General features: G+C 71.5%; 14 protein-coding genes. 7 read left to right on the forward strand and 7 right to left on the reverse strand.

What is annotated here, in order from left to right:
- Positions 1 to 127: 127 nt before the first annotated feature.
- Both larA and QBL21_RS12860 read right to left on the reverse strand, forming a co-directional pair.
- Complete coding sequence (gene larA, locus QBL21_RS12855) at positions 128 to 1,402, reverse strand: nickel-dependent lactate racemase (protein ID WP_407562284.1); 1,275 nt, start codon at positions 1,400 to 1,402, stop codon at positions 128 to 130.
- On the reverse strand, positions 1,399 to 2,115 hold the full coding sequence (locus tag QBL21_RS12860; protein ID WP_407562285.1) for a FadR/GntR family transcriptional regulator: 717 nt from the start codon (positions 2,113 to 2,115) through the stop codon (positions 1,399 to 1,401). Before QBL21_RS12860 ends, larA begins: the two co-directional genes overlap by 4 nt.
- A gap of 342 nt (positions 2,116 to 2,457) precedes the next feature.
- Between QBL21_RS12860 and QBL21_RS12865 the strand changes: the two genes are divergently transcribed.
- Complete coding sequence (locus QBL21_RS12865; protein WP_407562286.1) at positions 2,458 to 4,881, forward strand: glycosyl hydrolase family 95 catalytic domain-containing protein; 2,424 nt, start codon at positions 2,458 to 2,460, stop codon at positions 4,879 to 4,881.
- 93 nt (positions 4,882 to 4,974) lie between these two features.
- On the opposite strand, the gene QBL21_RS12870 is transcribed toward QBL21_RS12865, so the two are convergent.
- Positions 4,975 to 5,745, reverse strand: a complete 771-nt coding sequence (locus QBL21_RS12870; protein WP_407562287.1) for a FadR/GntR family transcriptional regulator — start codon at positions 5,743 to 5,745, stop codon at positions 4,975 to 4,977.
- Between the two features lie 150 nt (positions 5,746 to 5,895).
- Between QBL21_RS12870 and QBL21_RS12875 the strand changes: the two genes are divergently transcribed.
- The 5 genes from QBL21_RS12875 (at position 5,896) to QBL21_RS12895 (ending at position 12,253) form a co-directional block, all read left to right on the forward strand.
- A complete protein-coding gene (locus QBL21_RS12875) occupies positions 5,896 to 7,158 on the forward strand; it encodes an ABC transporter substrate-binding protein (RefSeq protein ID WP_407562288.1) in 1,263 nt (420 codons plus the stop codon).
- A 162-nt stretch (positions 7,159 to 7,320) separates the two neighbouring features.
- A complete protein-coding gene (locus QBL21_RS12880) occupies positions 7,321 to 8,148 on the forward strand; it encodes a carbohydrate ABC transporter permease (protein WP_407562289.1) in 828 nt (275 codons plus the stop codon).
- Positions 8,148 to 8,975: a carbohydrate ABC transporter permease gene (locus QBL21_RS12885; protein WP_407562290.1), complete on the forward strand. Its 828-nt coding sequence runs from the start codon at positions 8,148 to 8,150 to the stop codon at positions 8,973 to 8,975. Before QBL21_RS12880 ends, QBL21_RS12885 begins: the two co-directional genes overlap by 1 nt.
- A gap of 1 nt (position 8,976) precedes the next feature.
- Positions 8,977 to 10,212 carry a mandelate racemase/muconate lactonizing enzyme family protein gene (locus QBL21_RS12890; RefSeq protein ID WP_407562291.1) on the forward strand — a complete coding sequence of 412 codons (1,236 nt, stop codon included), beginning with the start codon at positions 8,977 to 8,979 and terminating at the stop codon, positions 10,210 to 10,212.
- A gap of 28 nt (positions 10,213 to 10,240) precedes the next feature.
- The gene (locus QBL21_RS12895) at positions 10,241 to 12,253 is read left to right on the forward strand and encodes a right-handed parallel beta-helix repeat-containing protein (protein WP_407562292.1); all 2,013 of its coding nucleotides are present in this window, start codon (positions 10,241 to 10,243) and stop codon (positions 12,251 to 12,253) included.
- Between the two features lie 55 nt (positions 12,254 to 12,308).
- Here QBL21_RS12895 and QBL21_RS12900 read toward each other — a convergent pair whose 3' ends face one another.
- From QBL21_RS12900 to QBL21_RS12915, 4 genes are all read right to left on the reverse strand, one after another.
- Complete coding sequence (locus tag QBL21_RS12900) at positions 12,309 to 14,660, reverse strand: alpha-glucuronidase family glycosyl hydrolase (protein ID WP_407562293.1); 2,352 nt, start codon at positions 14,658 to 14,660, stop codon at positions 12,309 to 12,311.
- A 92-nt stretch (positions 14,661 to 14,752) separates the two neighbouring features.
- Positions 14,753 to 16,387: a glycoside hydrolase 43 family protein gene (locus QBL21_RS12905; protein WP_407562294.1), complete on the reverse strand. Its 1,635-nt coding sequence runs from the start codon at positions 16,385 to 16,387 to the stop codon at positions 14,753 to 14,755.
- A gap of 30 nt (positions 16,388 to 16,417) precedes the next feature.
- Entirely contained in the window at positions 16,418 to 18,085 is a 1,668-nt protein-coding gene (locus tag QBL21_RS12910) for a glycoside hydrolase family 27 protein (RefSeq protein ID WP_407562295.1), read from the reverse strand.
- A 152-nt stretch (positions 18,086 to 18,237) separates the two neighbouring features.
- On the reverse strand, positions 18,238 to 19,206 hold the full coding sequence (locus tag QBL21_RS12915) for a glycoside hydrolase family 6 protein (RefSeq protein ID WP_407562296.1): 969 nt from the start codon (positions 19,204 to 19,206) through the stop codon (positions 18,238 to 18,240).
- A gap of 326 nt (positions 19,207 to 19,532) precedes the next feature.
- Here QBL21_RS12915 and QBL21_RS12920 point away from each other — a divergent pair, with 326 nt between their 5' ends.
- On the forward strand, positions 19,533 to 20,543 hold the full coding sequence (locus QBL21_RS12920; RefSeq protein WP_407562297.1) for a LacI family DNA-binding transcriptional regulator: 1,011 nt from the start codon (positions 19,533 to 19,535) through the stop codon (positions 20,541 to 20,543).
- Positions 20,544 to 20,606 lie beyond the last annotated feature (63 nt).

Here is a 20,606-nt window from a genome sequence, read left to right on the forward strand (position 1 = left end):
TATATCGAACTATGGTCGGACTCTCAGACAGGGATGATTGGGGGGTGGGGGCGAGGCGTCAACCCCTGCCGCGGAGTAATTTCGATTTCGTTGTCGAAATTTTCGAACCCAGGAACCGGAGCACATCTCATGACGCGACCGCCCCGCGCAGGTAGGGGACGGTCTGAGGGCCCTCGGGCAGCACGCACAGCCGGGACCCCGGGCCGGCGGCGGCCAGCGCCTCGGCGGCGGCCGCGGTGACGTCGTGGGTGTGCGCCAGGTGGGCGGCGGCGAGATCGGCGGCGGAGAGGCGGTCGGTGCGCATGACGACCCGGCAGCGCGCCTGGATGGTGGCCTGGATCTGCACCTGCCACTGGTCGGGCACGGTCTCGGTACGGGTGTTGATGGCGTCCAGCAGCGCCTGCGGGGCGGAGGAGAGGACCTCGCGGTACGAGCCGTGCTCCGGGAACCCGTCGCGGCACTCGGCGGCGCAGATGATCGTGCCGCCCGGACGTACCACCTGGTAGGCGGCGGACATGCCCTTGACGGCCTGGTAGAGGTTCTGGTCCAGCGGGAAGCCGGAGTTGGTGGTGACGACCACGTCGTAGCGGTCGTCGACCCGGCGCATCGCGCTGCGCGCGGCCTCCGCCGTGGCGGCGGCGTGCATGGCCGGCAGGTCCCCGCCGAAGGCGGCGACGATCTCCTGGTCTCGGTTGAGCACGACGTCGAGCGCGAACGTCACGCCGGTGGCGTCGGCGATCGCGCGCACGTCGTCGTGGACCGGGTTGCCGTGCGTGATGCCCCACGTCGCGCGCTCGTCGCCGATGCGGGAGGCGTCGTGCAGGACCAGGACCGTCTCCAGCGCCGCGAGCCCCGGCGCGACGAGCTTGGGGCCGCCGGAGAAGCCGGCGAAGAAGTGCGGCTCGACGAAACCGGTGGTGATCCGCACGTCCGCCGCGGCCCACTCGCTGTTGAGCCACACCGGCACGCCGGCCCCGTGGACGCCCATCCAGGTGAGCCGGGTGCGGTCGAACGCGTCGTGGTTGACGATCCGTACCGCGTCCACGACGGCGTCGCCGAACATGCGGCGCAACTCGGCGTCGGTGTTGCCGCGGTGCGTGCCGGTGGCGACCAGGACCACCACGTCCTCGGGCCGCACGAGGCCGTCGAGCTCGGCGAGGAGGGCCGGGATCATCAGGTGCCGCGGTTGCGGGCGGGTGCCGTCGCAGGCCGAGATCGCCACCGTCTGCCCGGGGCGCACCCGCTCGCGCAACGGCGGTCCGGCCGCCGGCTCGCGCAGCGCGGCCCGCAGCGCGGCCGACGGGTCGCCGGCACCGGGCCGGTGCACGGGCGTGACGACCGTGGCCGTATCAGGGACCTCGATGCCGAGCCCCCGCTCACCGTATGCCAGACGGACTCTCACATCCCGGCCTCCGGTTGCGACGCGACGTCCGCGGCCGGCGCGAGATGCCTGCGGAGCCACGCCTCGGTGGTGCTGACGTGGATGAGCGCGGCGGCCTCGGCGAGCGCGGCGTCTCCTGCGGCCAGCGCGTCGTAGATCTCCCGGTGCTGGGCGAGTGTCCGGTCGGCGACGTCCCCGTCGACCATCCCGCGCCAGACCCGGGCGCGTACGGTCCGGCCGGAGATCCCCTCCAGCAGGCTCGCCAGCGTCCGGTTGCCGGTGGCGGCGACGACGGCCCGGTGGAAGGCCGCGTCGTGCTTGTTGAGCAGTTCGACGTCGTCCCTGGCCGCGTGCATGGCGTCCAGGTGTCCCGCCACGCCGGCGAGTTGGTCCGCCGAGATGCGGGTGGCGGCCAGGCCCGTGGCGACCGGCTCGAAGAGCCGGCGGACCTCCGTGAGCTCCAGCAGGGTGTCGCCCTGGAGCAGTTCGACCGCGGAGCCCAGCCCTTCGAGCAGCACGCCGGGCTCCAGCGTCGTGACGTACGTGCCGTCGCCGCGGCGGATCTCCAGCACGCGTGTGACGACCAGCGCCTTGACCGCCTCGCGCATCAGCCCCCGGGACAGGCCCAGCTCCGCGGCCAGTTGCTGCTCGGGCGGCAGCTTCGCACCCGGTGGAAGCTCGCCCGAGGCGATCAGCTCCCGAATGCGCCTGATCGCCTTGTCGGTCAGTGACATCGCTCGGCCTCCAGCCTCGGCTGTGGATCCGGCCCGCCCCGCGATCACCGGTCTTCCGGGTGGTGCGAAGCACTATACATCTGATGTCTGGGTCATCGAACCCGTCGAAGGGGCGTGACTTGCAGTTGAGAAGAGAGGATATCTCCCCTTTGTGCAGCGGGAGTTCGCGTGGGGAGGGTTGCGTTGGTATCCCTGGACATTTAATGTCTCCGGCTAATGTCCCCGGCGTACGACGGCCGATCGTCCCTTCAGCCGCACTGAGCCTCCCCGGCCGGGTGCCGGCGACGGACCGCCTCCGGCGGGGACCGCCCGGACTCCGTCGGGACTCAGTGGAGGATCAGCATGCGGAGACTGACGCGCAGGCACATGATCAGGCTCGGCGCGGCGGGCGCGGGAGCCGTCGTGATGCCCGTCCCGTGGACGGCGACCGCACGTGCCGACTCGGCCGCGCCGCCGGAGGTGCGAGCGGTCGACGACCTGGCGCTGTGGTACGACGAGCCGGCCGGCTCGGACTGGCTGCGCGCGCTGCCGGTCGGCGCCGGCCGCCTCGGCGCCATGGTCTTCGGCAACATCGACACCGAGCGGCTCCAGCTCAACGAGGACACTCTCTGGGCGGGCGGGCCGTACGACCCCGCCAACCCGGGGGGTGTGGACGCGCTGCCGGAGATCCGGCAACTGGTCTTCGACGGCCAGTGGGAACAGGCGCAGTCGCTGATCGACCGGACGATGCTCGGCAGGCCGGCCGGGGAGCTGGCCTACCAGCCTGTCGGCGACCTCACCCTCACCCTCCCCGGCACGGGCGGCACCTCCGAGTACCGGCGGTGGCTCGACCTCACCACCGCCACCACCGCGGTCACCTACGTGGCCGACGGCGTGCGCTTCCACCGCGAGGTGTTCGCCGGCGCACCGGACCAGGTGATTGTCATGCGCCTGACCGCCGATGCGCCCGGCTCGATCTCGTTCACGGCCGCGTTCGCCAGCCCGCAGAACGCCTCGGCCTCCAGCCCCGACGCAACGACGATCGCGTTGGAAGGCATCTCCGGCAGCATGGAGGGGATCGCCGGTTCCGTCCGGTTCCTCGCGCTGGCCAGGGCAGTTGCCGAAGGGGGCACGGTCTCCGGCTCGGGCGGCACGCTCCGGGTCGCGAACGCAGACAGCGTGACGCTGCTGATCTCCATCGGCACGAGCTACGTCGACTACCAGAACGTCGGCGGCGACCACCGCGGCATCGCCCGCGGGCACCTCGACGCCGCACAGCGCAGCTCGTACGACGACCTCCGCAGCCGCCATGTGGCCGACTACCAGGAGCTGTTCGGCCGGACCACCATCGACCTCGGCCGTACGGGGGCGGCCGACCAGCCGACGGACGTCCGGATCGCGCAGCACGGCGGCGCCGACGACCCGCAGTTCTCCGCGCTGCTCTTCCAGTACGGCCGCTACCTGCTGATCTCCTCCTCGCGGCCCGGCACCCAGCCGGCCAACCTCCAGGGCATCTGGAACGACCAGATGGCCCCGCCGTGGGACTCGAAGTACACCCTCAACGCCAACCTGCCGATGAACTACTGGCCGGCCGGCCCGACGAACCTCCCCGAGTGCTACGAGCCGGTGTTCGACATGATCGACGACCTCACGGCGACCGGCGCCCGCACGGCCCGGGTGCAGTACGGCGCCCAGGGCTGGGTCGCGCACCACAACACCGACGCGTGGCGGGGGACCTCGGTCGTGGACGGGGCGTTCTGGGGCATGTGGCAGACCGGCGGGGCCTGGCTCGCCACCATGATCTGGGACCACTACCAGTTCACCGGCGACACCGGCTTCCTGCGCGCCAACTACCCCGCGATGAAGGGCGCCGCGCAGTTCTTCCTCGACACGCTGGTGGCGGAACCGGACCTGGGGTGGCTGGTCACCAACCCGTCGAACTCGCCGGAGCTGGCCCACCACCCGAACGCGTCCGTCTGCGCCGGCCCCACCATGGACATGCAGATCCTGCGTGACCTGTTCGACGGCTGCGCCCGGGCCGGCGAGATCCTGGGCGTGGACGCCGACTTCCGCGGACAGGTCCTGGCGGCCCGGGAGCGGCTGGCCCCGATGCGGATCGGCGCCCGCGGCAACATCCAGGAGTGGCTCCACGACTGGACGGAGACCGAGCAGTCCCACCGGCACGTCTCCCACCTCTACGGCCTGCACCCCGGCAACCAGATCACCAAGCGCGGCACACCCGAGCTGTTCGAGGCCGCCCGCCGCACCCTGGAGCTGCGTGGCGACGACGGCACGGGCTGGTCGCTGGCCTGGAAGATCAACTTCTGGGCGCGCATGGAGGAGGGCGGCAGGGCACACGAACTCATCCGCGACCTCGTGACCCCGGACAGGCTCGCGCCCAACATGTTCGACCTGCATCCGCCGTTCCAGATCGACGGCAACTTCGGCGCGACGTCCGGCATCGCCGAGATGCTGCTCCACAGCCACCACGGCGAGCTGCACCTGCTGCCCGCCCTGCCGCCGGCCTGGCCGAACGGGAAGGTCGAGGGCCTGCGCGGACGCGGCGGCCACACGGTCGGCGTCGCCTGGAACGGCGGCACGGCGGCGCAGCTCTCCCTCACGCCCGACCGCGAGGGGGTCGTGAAGGTCCGCAGCCAGATGTTCCGCGGCGGTTACGAGGTCCTCGATCTGACCGGGGGCGAACCGGTCCGGGCCGAGCAGACCGAGCCCGACCTGATCGAGTTCGCCGTCCGGCCCGGGCACACGTACCGTGCGACCGCGCTGTGAGTGCGGCGCGGCGCAGACGGCGCGTGAGCGCCCGCTCGCCCGCCCGCGGGCGCGGACCGCCGCGGCGGCACCGGCCCCTGCCGGGAGCGAGTGCTAACGGTCCAGCCGCACCGGGTCGCCCGGTGCGCTGCGGCGGACGAGCCAGGCTTCGGTGATGTGGGTGAACATCGCCTCGGCGGCGCCGCCCGGATCGTGCGCGGCGATGCGTTCGTAGATGCGGCGGTGGCCGCGGTTCGACGCGACGCACATGGCCCGCTCCGGATGCCCCATGTACCGGGCGGTGTTGACGACCTGGCTCTCCAGCGCGCGCACCACGGCACGGGCGATGCGGTTCTCGGACGACTGCATGATCACGTCGTGGAACGCGCGGTCGTGCTCGGCGTACGTGACGTGGTCGTCGACGAGTTCGTCCATCCTGTCCACCAGAGTGCGCAGCCGGCCGACGGCGTCCGGGGTGGCCAGCCGGGCGGCGACGTTCGCCATGTCGGACTCCAGCAGGCGCCGGGTGACGACGAGGTCGTCGAGGATCGCCAGGCTCTCGTCCCGGGCGATGCTCGCCGCCAGGACCTGTTCGTCGAGCATGTTCCACAGAGCCGGGGCGGTCACCATGGTCCCGGAACCCTGGCGGACCTGTACGAGCCCCTTCTCCTGGAGGACCTTCACGGCTTCCCGGACGACGGTCCGGCTCACGCCGAAGGTCTCGCAGAGCGCGGGCTCGGGGGGCAGCGGCGCCCCGGGCGGATGCTCCCCGCGGACGATGCGTCCCACCAGCTCCGCCGTGACCGCCCGCGCGAGGCTGGCCGGTCGTCGCGCCCAGGTGGGCGGCGGGGAACTGCTCTGGGCTGCTGGCTGGGATGTCGTCATGGTTCCTCCGGCGGCCCCGCGACCCCGCGGCGCCATGACTGGACGGTCATCATACGCGACAAGGCATTGACCTCATACGTCATACGAGTTACGTTTCCGAACCATCGGCGATGGCCCGCCGTCTTCCGGCAGCAACGGAGAGTGATCGACATGAAGCGGCCAGCACTGTGTTCGGTCGTCCTGGTCGCCGGGCTGCTGTCCGGTTGCGGCAGCGCGGGCTCCGGCCCGTCGTCCGGCGGCGCGGACGGCAAACTCGTGGTCTGGGACTGGAAGTCGGGGGAGGAGACGGCCGCCTCCTACATCGAGGAGGCGAAAGCCGACTTCGCCGAGCGGCACCCCGACGTGACGGTCGAGTTCGTCGCCCAGCCCTTCGACCAGTACTACACGCTGCTCGGCACGGCCCTTCAGGCCGGCGAGGGCCCCGACGTGATGCTCTTCAACGGCGGCGGCCAGATACGCGACCGCGCCGACTCCCTCCTCCCCCTGGACGACCACGTCGCCGAGGATCGGCAGCGGCTGGCCGGCTGGGAAGCCTTCACCGCGAAGGGCAAGACCTATGCCGCACCGGTGACCTTGCAGGGCCACCCCCTCTACTACAACAAGGCGCTCTACGAGGAAGCCGGGCTCGACCCCGAACGCCCGGCCACCACGTGGAGGGAGTTCGCCGACGACTGCGAGGCCATCACCGAGGCCACCGAGGCCGGTTGTCTCTCCCTCGGGAACAAGGAGGGCTTCGGCATCCAGTTCTTCCTCTCCGGCCTGGGACCGGGCGTCCTGACCCCGAGCGAGTACGACGACTGGATCGCCGGGGACCGGGACTGGAACTCCCCCCGCGTGCGGCGGATCTTCGAGCTGTGGAAGGAGGCCGAAGACGCCGGCATGAACAACGACGGGGCCAACTCGACCGCCCTGTTCAACGACGCCTTCGCCCTCTTCCAGTCCGGCAGGGCGGCCCACATCGTCGGGCTGATGTCGGACGTCGGGCACTGGAAGGACTTCGGCGAGTTCCTGGACCCGGACGACATCGGCGTCATGCAGGCCCCGCGTGCCGAGGACGGCGCCGAGCCCGTCCTTCCGTACGACGGCGGGATCGGCTACGCGGTCGCGAAGTGGACGAAGAAGCCGGACGTGGCCGCAGATCTGGTGCGCTCCCTGACCTCGACGGACGCCCTGAAGGCGTTCCACGCCGACGCCGGCGCGGTCGTGTCCGACACGACCATCGACGTGTCGGGCGGCGGGCCGGCCCTCTCCGCGATCGTCTCGGAGATCGAGGCGGGCAAGCCCGCACTGCACGTCGCGCTCTCCACCGGGACGCTGGAGCTGATGGGGAGGCTGTCGCAGCAGATCCTCAGCGGGTCGACCGGCATCGACGACGCGCTGGAGCAACTGGCCGACTCCGACCGGAAGGGCTGACCCGTGCTGCTCGGGGGCGCGCAGCCGTCGGTCGGCCGAGCCGGTGCCGAGCGGGCCGGCCGGATGAAGACCGGGTCGCGCGCACGCCGTACGGGCCCCGGTACGGAATCACCGCGTGCCCGGGGCACGCAGCGTGCCGAACGCCTCGCGCCCTACGTCCTGGTGGCCCCGGCCGTCCTGGTCATCGCGACGCTCCGGCTCTGGCCGCTGCTCCTGGGCGTCAACTTCTCCTTCACCGGCGACGGCGTGCGCGACGGGACCTCGGTCGGCCTGGACAACTACACGGAACTCTTCCACGACCCGCTCTTCCGCACCGCGTTGCAGAACGTCGGGCTGCTGGTGCTGCTGCTGCCCGTCGCGGTGGCGATCCCGGGCATGCTGGCGACCTTCATCTTCCTGCGCGTGCCGGGCCACCGGCTCTTCCGGAGCGTCTACTTCTTCCCGGCCGTGCTCTCGCCGGTGATCGTCGGCGCGATCTTCAACCTCCTGCTCGCCTTCGACGGTCCGCTCAACAGCCTGCTGGGCAAGGCCGGCATCGGCCCGGTCGACTGGCTCGGCGATCCGGACGTGACCATGTTCACCGTCGTCGGAGTGCACGTCTGGGCGACGTTCGGGATGGCCCTGGTGGTCTTCCTCGCCGGCTTCTCCACCCTGGACACCACCCTCCTCGACGCCGCCCGCGTCGACGGCGCCTCGCTCGCCCGGGTCATCCGGCACGTGATCGTCCCCGGCCTGTCCCGCACCCTCCAGTTCGTCTTCGTCACCACCATGATCGGGATGCTGACGTCCATGTTCGGCCTGCTCTACGTGATGACCGGCGGCGGTCCCGAGGGGTCGACGTACCTGCCGGAGTACTACATCTGGATCCAGCAGGGGCAGATGAACCGCCCGGCGCTCGCCTCCGCCGCCTCGACGGTTCTCTTCCTCCTCATGCTCGTCGTCGGGCTGATCCAGATCGGGCTGCTCCGCCGCGCGGGGAGGGAGAGCTGATGCGCCGCCCCCGCCGGAGCGCCTGGGTGGTCGCCGTGCCGATGGCCGCCCTCGCGCTGGCGACGGTCTACCCCCTGGTGTTCACCGCCAACGTCGCCATGAAGTCCCGCCACGACTACGTCCTCGACCGGTTCTCCCCGGCGGACTCCCTGCGCTGGGACAACATCGCCACGGCGTGGACGAGCGTCGGGCTCGGCCGGTACTTCGTCAACTCCGTCGTCGTGGTGGCGTCCGCCGTCGCGCTTCTCCTGCTGCTCGGGTCGATGGCCGGCTTCGCCCTGAGCCACCTGCGGTTCCGGGGTTCACGGGTCCTGTTCCTGTGCTTCCTGGCGGCGCTGTTCGTACCGTTCCAGGTGGTCATGGTCCCGCTCGCGCAATTCATGGCGGACACCGGCCTCATCGACACCTACCCCGGGCTGGTCCTCGCCTACGTCGCGCAGTTCCTCCCGTTCTCGATCTTCCTGATGACGAGCTACTACACCGGGATCCCGCGCGAGATCGTGGACGCCGCCCGGGTCGACGGGAACACCCTGTACGGCGTCTACCGGCGGGTCATGCTGCCGATCGGCCGCCCCGCACTGCTGTCGGTCGGCATCCTCAACGCCCTGTTCTGCTGGAACGACGTGCTCATCTCCCTGCTGGTGATGCCGTCCGCCGAACACCGCACCCTCATGGTGGGCGTCACCTCGCTGCGCGGACAGTACTCCGACGACATCCCCACCTTCGCCTCCGGAGTGCTGATCGCCGCACTGCCGGTCCTCGTGATCTACCTCTTCTTCCAGCGCCAGATCGCCGACGGGATCACCGCCGGCGCCACGAAGGGCTGACATGCGGATCACCGGATATCGCACGCTGACGACCTTCCTCGACTGGGGCCGGCCCGTCGGCGACGCCAACGGCGTCCTCACCGACGGGATCACCCCGGTCCCGGTGCTCCTGGTGGACACCGACGCCGGGATCACCGGCGTCGGACTGGGACCCCGCGTGAGGGAGGAAGCCGTCTTCGCCGCCCTCGACGGCGAGGACCCGCGCTGCGTGAACGCGCTCTACGACCGCATGCTCCGGCAGGCGTTCAAGGCCGGCCACGGCGGAGCCGTCTTCGGGACCATCGGCGCACTCGACACCGCCCTGTGGGACATCAAGGCGAAGGCGGCCGGCGAACCGCTGTGGCGCCTGCTGGGCGGACGGGACCGGCGGGTCCCCGCCTACGCGTCCGGCCTCGACATCGCCCTCGGCGACGACGAACTTGCCACGGTCTACCAGGTCTACGCCGAGCGCGGCCTGCGGGCGGCCAAGCTCAAGGGCGGCCTCGACATCGAGCGGGACCGCGACCGGCTGACCCTCGTACGGGAGGTGCTGACCCGGGCCGGGCACGGGAGGCGGCCCGCCCTGATGCTCGACGCGAACGAGAACTGGACCCGCAAGCAGGCGGTGCGCCACGTCCGGGAGCTGGAGCAGACCCTCGACCTCACCTGGGTCGAGGAGCCCGTCCGGCGCTGGGACGCCGAGGGCCTGGCCGTCGTCGGGCAGGGGATCCGCGCGTCGGTGGCGAGCGGCGAGAACCTCACCGGGCTGGAGCAGTACCGCCCCCTGCTGGCCCAGGGCGCCCTCGACATCGTGCAGACGGCGGCGGCCTGGGGCGTGACCCACTTCCTCCGGGTGGCCGCCCTGGCGCACGCCCACGACCTTCCGGTCAGCCCGATCGGCGGCTCCCCGGTCGCCCTGCTGCACGCCGCGACGGCCGTGCCCAACCACCTCGCAAGCGAGCTTCAGAACCTCCGGGAGCCCGTCGGCCTCTCCTTCGACCTGCGCGTCGAGGACGGCGCCTTCGTCCTCGGCGACTCGGCGGGCCTGGGCATCGAGGTCGACGAGAAAGCGATCGCGGCGGCGGTACGCCCCCCGCCCGCCGCCGCCTGCGAAGGCCCCGAAGTACGCCCCGAGTACGCCGGACGGCGGCTGCTGGCCACGGGGGACCGCGGCCGCCCCGCCACGCTCCACCCGGGACTTCCCGTGCTCCCCCCGCCACAGCGCCTCGACGGGGTGCCGCACGACGCCCGGCCCTGACCCCCCACCGCGAAGAAAGGACACGGCCATGCCTCCACTCCGCGCACCGTACGCACGCACAGGCGCCGCGGCGGCCGCCGCGGCCCTGGCCGCCGGACTGCTCGCCGCCCTGCCCACCGAGTCGCTCGCCGCACCCCGGCAGTACACGCTCGTCGTCGCGCCGACCGGCGCCCCCCGGGCCGCCGACGACGGCCCGGGGACCGCCGGGCAGCCGTTGCAGACCCTCGCGGAGGCGCAGCGACGGGCCCGGGACCTCGCCGGCCGGGGCGACGGCGATGTCGAAGTGAGCCTGCTGAAGGGCATCCACCGCCTCGGCTCCCCGCTGCGCTTCGGCGCCGCCGACTCCGGCCGCGACGGACACACGGTCACCTGGACCGCCGCCCCGGGAGCGGAAGCCGTGCTGAGCGGCGCGGAACCGGTCACCGGCTGGGAACTCGACGACCCCGCGACGGGCATCTACAAGGCCGACGTGGGCACCGGCTTCGACAGCCGCCAGCTCTACGTGGACGGCGTACCCGCACAGCGCGCGCGGACCGGGCTGCCCCGGTCCGACATCACGCTCAACGCGGCGGGCTTCACCCTCGACAACCCGGACCTCGCCTACCTCGCCGGCCTGCCCGACCAGAAGCGCATCGAACTCCAGGCGAAGCTGTCGTTCACCAACCGCTTCGCCCCCGTACAGAGCATCTCCGGCTCGACGGTCGTCATGCAGCAACCCGCCTGGGACAACAACACCTACGGGTACGACACCATCCAGTCCCCGTTCCGGACCCCGGCGTTCTCCCTGCTGAACTCCAAGCGGTTCCTCGACGAGCCCGGCGAGTGGTACCTGGACACGACCGCCGGCACGCTGTTCTACAAGCCGCTGCCGGGCCAGGACCTGCAACGCGCGCAGGTCGAGCTGCCGCGGCTGGAATCGCTGCTGGAGGTCGGCGGCACCTACGACGAGCCGGCCCGCAACCTCCGGTTCGAAGGGCTGACCTTCACCGGCACCACCTGGCTGCACCCCGGCACCGCCGACGGATACGCCAACCAGCAGACGGGCGCGTTCCTCACCGGAGTCCAGCCCCACCGGCCGTCCGACGCCTTCACGTCGTGCGCGGTGGGCTGCCGCGGCTTCGAGGGCGCCCGCAACAACTGGGCACAGGCCCCCGGGGCGGTGCAGGTCTCGGCGGCCGAGGACATCGGCTTCGAGAACAACGGCTTCGTCAACCTCGGCTCCGTCGGCCTCGGCATCGGAAACGACGCCAACGCGCACGGCTCCGGCGTGGGACTGGGCGCGAGGAACGTGTCGGTCGTGGGCAACACGTTCACCGCGAGCGCCGGCGGCGGCATCGTCGCGGGCGGGGTGCGCCCGGACGCGCACCATCCGTCCGACCCGCGCATGACCAACGCCGACATCCTGATCAGGAACAACCGCATCCACTCCACGGCGCTCGAATACCTCGACCAGGACGCCGTCTTCGCCAGCTACGTCACCGGACTGGACATCGAGCACAACTACATCTCCGACATGCCCTACACCGGCATCGGGGTCGGCTACGGCTGGGGCGCCAACGACCCGGGCGGCAGCCCGGAGTACATCAACCGCGGGCTCTACGACTTCCAGCCGATCTACCGGACCCCCACGACGCTGAGCGACGTGCGGGTCGTGGGCAACCACGTGCGCAACGTCGTGCAGACGATGTTCGACGCCGGCTGCATCTACAGCCTCTCCGCGATCCCCGACGGCGTCATCGACGAGAACTACTGCGAGGACAGCGGGCAACTCGGCCTGTACTTCGACGAGGGCTCCCGCTATCTCAGCGCCGGCAGCAACGTCTTCGTCGGCAGCGCCGGCCAGTGGGCGCACGCCAACAACCAGAACGGCAACCACACCGGCGACCTCACCCTGGTCGGCAACTACACCACCAACCCCGCCATCACCGGCATCGTCGACGGCCAGCGCGGCAACGTCGCCCGCGACAACGCCACCTTCAACGTCGGCGACATCCCCGCCGGGGCCCGCGAAGTGATCTCCAACGCGGGCCCGACCGGCTAGGCCGGCGTGCACGGTCACCGCAGCCGCGGTGACCGTGCACGCAGCCCGGCGCGGTTCAGTCCGGTACGCGGACGTCCCTGCCGCTGAACCGCTGCCAGTAGTTCACGCAGGTGTCCCGCCAGTCGGCCGCGTCCGTCTCGTGGAGCGCCAGCTTGGCCCTGACCTCGGCGAAGCGGCGGGCGTCGATCCCGGGTTCCAGCGAGTCCCAGGTCCGGCGCATGCCGCTGACGTACCGGACACCCGAGTAGTAGTGGTGGACGAGTTCGTCCCAGAAGATCCTGCCGCTGCTCATGGGGCGGTCCCAGGGCACGTGATGGAACCACATCAGGAGGTTCTCGGGGACGGTGTCGATGTCTCCGTAGGCCGCTTCCAGGGTGGGGGAGTACTGGGCGGTGAAGTTGCTTCCGGTGGGGGAGCGGTCGTAGCCGAGGCCGGCGCTGTCCGCCTTGTTGTAGTAGACGGGGTTCCAGTCCTCGCGCGGGAGGTGCGATTCCGAGGGGCCGGGGCCGTAGTGGACGTCGGCGGTGAACTGGTGTGCGATCCCGAGGGGGGTCTGGTAGCTCACCAGTGCTTCCCAGGAGCCCATCATCATGGAGACGATCGTGTCGACGACGTTCCGGCTGTTGCTCCAGGTCATCCGCACCCAGTCGGCGGCGATGTCCGCGGAGTCCGCGGTCCAGTCCCAGCCCTGGCGGCCGAAGGCGTACAGGTTCGCCTGGGAGAAGTGGTGTCCTGTCAGGTTGTCGGCGTTGCCCAGGTTGGCCACGCCGACGACGGCGGTGTCCGAGTGGCCCTGGGCCGTTCCGTCCACGACGTGGCCGACCAGGCGCCTGTCGAGGGGCCGGCCCTGCTCGTCCGTGGCGTGGGTGTCGGTCTTGAGGATCTCCTCCCACATGGGAGCCAGGAAGCAGAGCATCCGGTTCTGGCCGGTGTACTCCTGGGTGATCTGGAGTTCGAGGGCCTGGTTGGTGTTCTCCATCCGGCCGAACATCGGGTGGACGGGCTCCCTGGCCTGGAAGTCCAGGGGACCGTTCTTGGTCTGGAGGAACACGTTGTCCAGGAAGCGGCCGGTGGTCCCGTCCGGCTGGGGCTCGTCGTCGATGTGGCCGAACTCCAGGTAGGCGCGCTTCAGCCGGTCGCTGTCGACGTCGGGGTTGTAGACGAAGGTCCGCCAGTAGATCCTCAGGCCGAGAGGTGCCACCGCCGTCGCCATGCCGTTGGCGCCGTCTCCGTGGTCGTAGCCGAAGTCCTGAGGGCCCGGCTGGCCCTCGGAGTTGGCCTTCACGGTGAAACCGAGGAAGTCGGGTATGGATTCCTGGATCCGCCGGGCCCTCCGGGTCCACCAGGCCCGGAAGGCGGCGTCGGTGGGTGCCATCTGCTCCTCGGTGAGCGTGTCCGGCGCGAAGCGGCCGTCCATGGGCGCCGCGTACCGGATGGAGAGCGCGAGCCTGATCCCGTACGGCCGCAGCGCGTCGGCCAGCGCCGCCTCCTGCGCGATGTACTCGGGGGTGAGGTAGGAGTTGTCGGCGTTGACGTTGTTGATGGTGATCCCGTTGATCCCGACGGAGGCCATCGCGCGCGCCGCCACGAGGTAGCGGTCGAGGACGACCGGCAGGTTCAGCGGGGCGCTGACGCCGGTCGCGGCGAAGTTGAAGATCGCGCCGTTCTCGCCGTTCAGCCCGCCCGTTCCCGGCTCGTCGTTGCCGGCGTAGAGGCGCTCGGTGTCCCAGTAGTTCAGGTGGCGGCTGGCGATCCTCGGGGTCTCGGCGAGTGCCAGTTCCGTGATCGGCTTGTGCGTCTGGATACGCCGCAGGAACGCGAACGTGCCGTACAGCGCCCCCACTTCGGTGGTGCCCGCGACGAGGGTGAAGGTCCGCCGCCCCTGGGAGACCGACCTGATGAGGAAGCCGTCCCGGCCCAGGCGCTCCAGCTCGCCGGCCGCGAGGAACCGGCGCACGGCCCGTGAACTCTCCGGGGTCCCCACGACGACGGCGCCGTCGGGCGGGACGTCCACCGGCCGCAGCAGTGCCCGCACCGGCCGGTCCAGCAGCCCGCTCAGGCCCCGGACCAGCTCCTCCCTGGCCGCCTCCAGGGTGGAGGCCATCAGCCGCTCGGCCGATCCCGGAGCCGTGCTCAGGTCCGGTGTGTGGCGGTACGAAGCGTTCCGGTCGGCGTTCTCCACGACGACGGCGGTCACCTGCCGCCGGTACTGCCTGAGAAGGTGCGGATCGGCGACGGGCACGTAGCGCAGCCACATGTCGGAGCCGTCGTAGTCGTCGTCCCGCGGCCCGGCGGGACCGAGGGGCGCGCCCTCCCGGTCCAGTGCGCCCGCGGCCCTGCCCGCGTTCGGTCCCAGGGCCGCGCCCGCCGCGACCGCACCCATGAACGACCGTCGATTCATTGACATGAACCCGTCTTACCAAATTGTGCCCCATGTGTCAGCGGGGGGAACTCTGATCACGTCCATGAACCTCGTGACGGCCCTCCCGCGCCTCGGGGTCACGGGGTCGCCAACTCGAACCGCGCCACCCGCACGCTCCCTCCGAGCGCTCTGGTCGCGTGGTTGAAGACGGCGTAGCGGTAGCCCATGAAGAACTGCCAGGCGTTGTTGAGCGTGAAGGCGGGACCGAGCGGGCTGAAGCCGCTGCCGTCCGTGCTGTACGAGAACTGGGCCTGCCGCCCGCTCCCGGGGCGGATGTCGGCGCGGACGCGCAGCCAGATCCGGCTGCCCGCGAGGCCGGCGCTCGCGCGCTCGGTGCCGGTGCCGGTGGTGTTCCAGTTGCCGTCCATGGACAGGCCGTCGACCATCACCACGCGCGTCGTACCGCCGTCGCGCTTGAGGCCGATCCAGGCGGAGGCGTCGCGCAGCATGGCGAGGCCCGCGCGGTCGCCGTCGGCCATCGAGGAGCAGTCGACTTCGACGGTGGCGGTGGAGGTGGGTCCCTGGATGCGGTGGGTCAGCGTGTTGCGTGCGCTGTACAGGTCGCCGGTCACCGTCGCGGTGCGCAGGGTCAGCCCGTTGCCGACCGAGAACCTGCCGGTGTCGGGGTTGTGGTTCCACTCCCACTGCGGGCCGAGCGCGCTGCCCTGGAAGGTGTCGACGCCGGTCATGGGCGCGACCGGGCGCAGCGGCAGCGGCGCCGTGTACGACTGGCCCCAGGCGCCGCCCACGAGCTGGAGGGTGGGCCAGCCGTCCCAGGACCAGGAGATCGGGGCGAGCGCGGGGACGCGACCGCCGGGGTAGGCGTCGACGAAGGCCATGTAGTGCCACCGGCCGTCCGGGGTGCTCACCAGGCCGCCCTGGTGCGGCACCCCGCCCCCGGCGATCGGCCCCGGCAGGTTGAGGAGCAGTTGCCGCATCTCGTACGGGCCGAAGGGACCGGAGGTGGACTTCAGGATGTACTGGCCGTTGGCCGGGCGGGTCAGGAAGATGTAGTAGTTCCCGTTGATCTTGTAGAAGCGGGCACCCTCCAGGGTGCCGACGCTCGACGGGGTGCTGAACACCTGCTGGGTACGGACCTGGGACCGTGCGTCCGGCGCGAGCTGGGCGACGTGGATGGCGGTGTTGCCGTAGGCCACGTAGGGGGTGTCGTCGTCGTCGAACAGCAGCCCCGCGTCGTAGTAGACGTTGCCGAGCGAGGCGTGCCTGGTCCAGGGCCCCTCGACGGACGCGGCGGTGTAGAGGTACGTACGGGCGAAGTCGATCTGGCCCACCCAGTAGAACGTGCTGCTGCTGGGCCGGTAGCCCAGCGAGGAGGCCCAGATGCCGCGGACGTAGCCGCGGCCGCCGTTCAGGTCGTACTTGCTGCCGAAGTCCAGCACCGGCACCGAGTGGCCGGCGAACTCCCAGCTGACCAGGTCGTAGGAGCGCAGGATGGGCGCGCCCGGCGAGTAGTGCATGGTGGAGGCGGAGTAGTAGTAGGTGTCGCCGACGCGGATGATGTCGATGTCCGCGAAGTCCTGCCACAGCACGGGGTTGGTGTAGGTCGCCCGCGGGGCGTCCGCCGCGGCCGGGGACTCCCCGGCCGTAAGGGCCCGTGCGGGGTGCGTGAGGGGCAGCGCGGTCGCGGCGGCCAGGCCGGTGGCGGCCGTGAGCATCCTGCGGCGGCTGGGGTGGCGCAGCGGGTCGGACATGGGGGGTCGGTCTCCTCGGTCGTAGGGGGGTCAGCTTCGGGTCCACCGCTGGCCGGCCTGGCCGTTGCAGGCGCCCAGGACCAGCCGCGAGCCGTTCGCGGTGGCCCCGCCGCTCGCCTCCAGGCACAGTCCGGCGTGCACGTTGCGGATCGACCCGTCGGCGGCGGCGGTCCACTTCTGGTTGTCCTGGCCGTTGCAGGACCAGGTGATCACCCGGGTGCCGTTGGCGGTTCCCTGGTTCTCGGCGTCCAGGCACTTGTCGCCGAAGACGCGGATCTCTCCGCCCGCCCACGTCGTCCAGAGTTGGTTGGCGGCGGTGTGGCAGTCCCAGATCACGACGGCGGCGCCGGCGGTGGTGGCGGAGTCCTCCACGTCCAGGCAGCGGCCGGAGCCGGTGCCGCGGATCCGGGAGGTCTCGGCGGCGAGGGGTGTGCCGCCGGTGACCCGGAACGCCGTCACGCCGTGCGCCGGTACGCTCGCGGTGATCTGGCCGCTCGATCCCGACGCGGCGCCGGTCCACAGGTCGGTGAGGGTGAACGACCCGCCGGTCAGGCCGATCTGCGCGGCCGAGGTGCTGACGGTGGCGGCGCTCTCGCCGCGGTTGAACAGTCCGACGGCGACCGAGCCGTCGGCCAGAGGCTTGGCGAACACCTCGGTGGCGCCGTCGTCGCGTACCCGTCGCCCGCCGGCGCCCAGCGAGTCCTGGTTCACCGCCAGCAGCCGCTGGTTGCGCAGCACGGCGCCGACGTCGGCGGACATGGTGCGGATGTCGTTGCCCGCCATCAGCGGCGCGGCCATCAGCGCCCACAGGGTGAAGTGCGAGCGGGACTCGGCGAGCGACAGCCCCGGCCGGCCCACGACCAGCATGTCCGGGTCGTTCCAGTGGCCCGGGCCGGCCTGGGCGGCGAGCGGGGCGTTGACGTCGACGACGTTGCCGACGCCCATCGGGTAGCTGTTGACGTTGCCGTTCTGCCAGATGTCGAGCAGGTCCTCGGTGGTGCGCCACAGGTCGGCGACCTCGCCCCAGTTGTACGTGGAGCCGGTGATCGCGTGGAAGCTGTTGGGGTTGATGCTGTAGACGATGGGCCGGCCCGTGGCCCGCAGGGCGTCGCGCATCAGGGAGAACCGGGCCACCTGCTGCTCGCGCGTGCCGTCGGGCGAGCACCAGTCGTACTTGAGGTAGTCCACGCCCCAGGAGGCGAAGGTGCGGGCGTCCTGCACCTCGTGGCCCATGCTGCCCGTCGAGCCGGGGAACGTGCCGACGCGCTGCGCGCAGGTGCGCTCGGTGGGTACCTGGTAGAGCCCGAACTTCAGGCCGCGGCTGTGGATGTAGTCGCCCAGCGCCTTCATCCCGCCGGGGAACTTCGTCGGGTGTGCGCGCAGGTTGCCCTGGGCGTCACGCTGCGGGTCGAACCAGCAGTCGTCGACCACCACGTACTCGTAGCCCGCGTCCCGCATGCCCGAGTCGACCATGGCGTCCGCGGCCTGGCGGACCATGGCCTCCGTGACGCCGCAGCCGAAGCTGTTCCAACTGTTCCAGCCCAGCGGCGGGGTGACGGCCGGGCTGCCGGGCGCGGCCGTGGCCGCCGGCTGGTGCGTGGCGGCCGCCGGCTGGTGCGGCGCCGCGGCGGTCAGCGTCAGCGCCGCGGCCGTCGCCGCGAGCAGGCGGGCCAGTCGCCTTCGTGATCGGGTGAGCATGGGCGCTCCTTTCGCCGCACCCGTCCCGCGGCGTCTCGTGCGCCGCGGGACGGGCGGTTCCGTGCGGCTGTCGGATGTTCAGCAGGGCGGAGCCGGTCCGGGCGGGCAGGCCCGGTCCACGCGCGGACCGGGGGCGCGCCGGGTGCCGGGGGTCAGTAGCCGTAGATCATCTTGTAGGCGACCTCGGGCAGGAACTGCCCGGCTGCCGAGCCCGATCCGACACCGCAGTTGCCGTCGGACTCCCCGGGGGTCTTGAGCCACAGGAGCATCTCGGCGCCGCCGCCCTGCTGGGTGGGTGTGCCGATCTTGCGTCCGCCGGGGTTGCACCACTCGCCGTTCGAGCCGTTGCCGTTGCGGCTGGTGTCCACGACGAACGGCTTGCTGTAGCCGTAGCGCTGGCCCAGTGCCTGGTTGATGCCGCCGGCGTAGGACACGCTCTCCGAGGTGGTGTAGTAGTTCGAGACGTTGAGGGAGAAGCCCCTGGCGAGGCTGAGCCCCGAGGAGTGGAGGCGCTCGGCCATGGTCGAGGCGCTGACCCAGCCGGGGTTGCCCGCGTCGAGGTAGACCCAGGCGTTCGGCGCGCTGGACCGGAACTTCGACAGGGCGTTGGTGAGCATGGTCTGCCGCTCGACGATCTGCGCCTGGGACATGCAGTTGTAGTCGCCCAGGGCGTCGGGCTCCAGTACGACGACGGCCGGGCGGCTGCCGATGCCGCGGGCGAAGGCGTCGATCCACCTGGCGTACTCGGACGGGGAGGCGGCTCCGCCGCCCGAGTGCCCGCCGCAGGCGTCCCGGCCGTACATGTTGTAGGCGACGAGGAGCGGCAGTTTGTCGGCGCCCTGGGCCGCACCGGTGTACGAGCCGACGGCGGAGCCGATGTCACCGCTCCAGGACCCGAACCAGCGGGCCATGGGGGTGGCGGCGATGGAGCTGCGGATCGCGGCCGCCCGGCCGTCCCCGGGGTTGGCGGCCGACCAGACCGCGGGGCTGGAGTTCGGGTCGACGTAGAAGCCGCTGGTCATGGCGAGCGGGGTGGGCGCCGCCTGCGCGGAGGGCGACGAGGCGAGGAACAGCGGCAGAGCGAGGAGTGCTGCCACCGCCCCGCGTATGAGTGTGCGCATCGGTGAACCTCATTCATGAAGGGGAACGCCGCGCGGCTGTCGTCCTGAGCCCGCGGCATGAAGGTGCGACGACGTCGAGCTGCGGCACTCGGAGCACGAGTGGCGCGAGGGAGCGGCCGTGAATCTTGGGAGCGCTCCCAATTTGCGGCGGAGATTCGCGCGTGCTTCCGGCCATCGTGTCCGTGCTGATGGGGACCTGTCAAGAGTTGCTACGCGCCCACCCTTCACCAATGGGTGGGGAGTCGTTAGGGTCCCAGGACTGGAAGCGCTCCCGGCGGGTGAGGGGGACAACCTGGCAGCCACGGTTCGGAGAGGGTCCGGTGTCCATGACCGAGGTGCAGCGCCGGCAGCCCACGCTCGACGAGGTGGCCGAACGTGCCGGCGTCTCCCGCTCGGCGGCCTCCCGGGTGCTCAACAACGCGCCCCACGTCAGCCCCGAGAAGCGTGCCGCGGTCCAACGGGCCATCAGGGAACTCGACTACGTGCCGAACACCACGGCGCGGGCGCTGGCCACCCGCCAGCGGGGCGCGGTCGCTCTCGTCATCTCCGGCGAGGCCCCGTCGATCTTCGCGGACCCGTTCTTCGCCCGGGTGATCGTCGGCGCCTCCGGCGCCCTGGAGGAGGCCGACCTGCACCTGATGCTGTGCCTCGCGGCGAGCGATCGCAGCCGACGGCGCCTGGCGGAACTCCTGCGCGCCCGGGGCGTCGACGGCGCCATGCTCATGGCCGTCCGGGAGAACGACCCCGTGCTCCCCATCGCCCGGGACACGGAGGTGCCCGTGGTCTTCGGCGGGCGCCCGCCGGGATCCGAAGCACCCTCGTACGTGGACGTCGACAACGCCGGCGGCGCCCGCCAGGCCACCGAACACCTGCTCGCCCGCGGGCGGAGACGGGTGGTCATGATCTGCGGGCTGCCGGACACCGAGGTGAGCCGAGCGCGTCACCGCGGCTACCGGGAGGCCATGGTCCTCGCCGGACTGCGGCCCGTCCCCCCGGAACACGGAGACTTCACCGAACCCAGCGGCGCCGCCGCCATGGCCGCGCTGCTGGCGCGGCAGCCGGACCTGGACGGAGTGTTCGCCGCCAACGACAACATGGCCGCCGGCGCGCTGCGCGCGCTGCGCGGCGCGGGCCGCGCGGTGCCCGGTGACGTCGCGGTCGTGGGCTTCGACGACCTGGACATCGCGCAGATCGCCGAACCGTCGCTGACCACGGTCCACCAGCCCATCCAGGCCCTGGGCAACGAGATGGCGCGCGTGCTCGTCGGGCGCATCGCCGGCGAGGAACCCAGCTCCCTGATCCTCCCCACCCGTCTCGTCGTCCGCGCCAGCACCTGAACGGCGGCCGCGGTGGGGGTGCGGCCGGCAGCCGTCCACCGTCGGCCGGGGCCCCACACCGTA

The organism is Streptomyces sp. 184, assembly GCF_045781775.1.
In the GTDB taxonomy this organism is placed as follows: Bacteria; Actinomycetota; Actinomycetes; order Streptomycetales; family Streptomycetaceae; genus Streptomyces.

Coding starts and splice junctions, on each gene's coding strand:
- QBL21_RS12860 (WP_407562285.1), bottom strand. CDS start 2,115: ATGTCACTGACCGACAAGGCGATCAGGCGCATTCGGGAGCTGATCGCC.
- QBL21_RS12865 (WP_407562286.1), top strand. CDS start 2,458: ATGCGGAGACTGACGCGCAGGCACATGATCAGGCTCGGCGCGGCGGGC.
- QBL21_RS12870 (WP_407562287.1), bottom strand. CDS start 5,745: ATGACGACATCCCAGCCAGCAGCCCAGAGCAGTTCCCCGCCGCCCACC.
- QBL21_RS12875 (WP_407562288.1), top strand. CDS start 5,896: ATGAAGCGGCCAGCACTGTGTTCGGTCGTCCTGGTCGCCGGGCTGCTG.
- QBL21_RS12885 (WP_407562290.1), top strand. CDS start 8,148: ATGCGCCGCCCCCGCCGGAGCGCCTGGGTGGTCGCCGTGCCGATGGCC.
- QBL21_RS12890 (WP_407562291.1), top strand. CDS start 8,977: ATGCGGATCACCGGATATCGCACGCTGACGACCTTCCTCGACTGGGGC.
- QBL21_RS12895 (WP_407562292.1), top strand. CDS start 10,241: ATGCCTCCACTCCGCGCACCGTACGCACGCACAGGCGCCGCGGCGGCC.
- QBL21_RS12900 (WP_407562293.1), bottom strand. CDS start 14,660: ATGTCAATGAATCGACGGTCGTTCATGGGTGCGGTCGCGGCGGGCGCG.
- QBL21_RS12905 (WP_407562294.1), bottom strand. CDS start 16,387: ATGTCCGACCCGCTGCGCCACCCCAGCCGCCGCAGGATGCTCACGGCC.
- QBL21_RS12910 (WP_407562295.1), bottom strand. CDS start 18,085: ATGCTCACCCGATCACGAAGGCGACTGGCCCGCCTGCTCGCGGCGACG.
- QBL21_RS12915 (WP_407562296.1), bottom strand. CDS start 19,206: ATGCGCACACTCATACGCGGGGCGGTGGCAGCACTCCTCGCTCTGCCG.
- QBL21_RS12920 (WP_407562297.1), top strand. CDS start 19,533: ATGACCGAGGTGCAGCGCCGGCAGCCCACGCTCGACGAGGTGGCCGAA.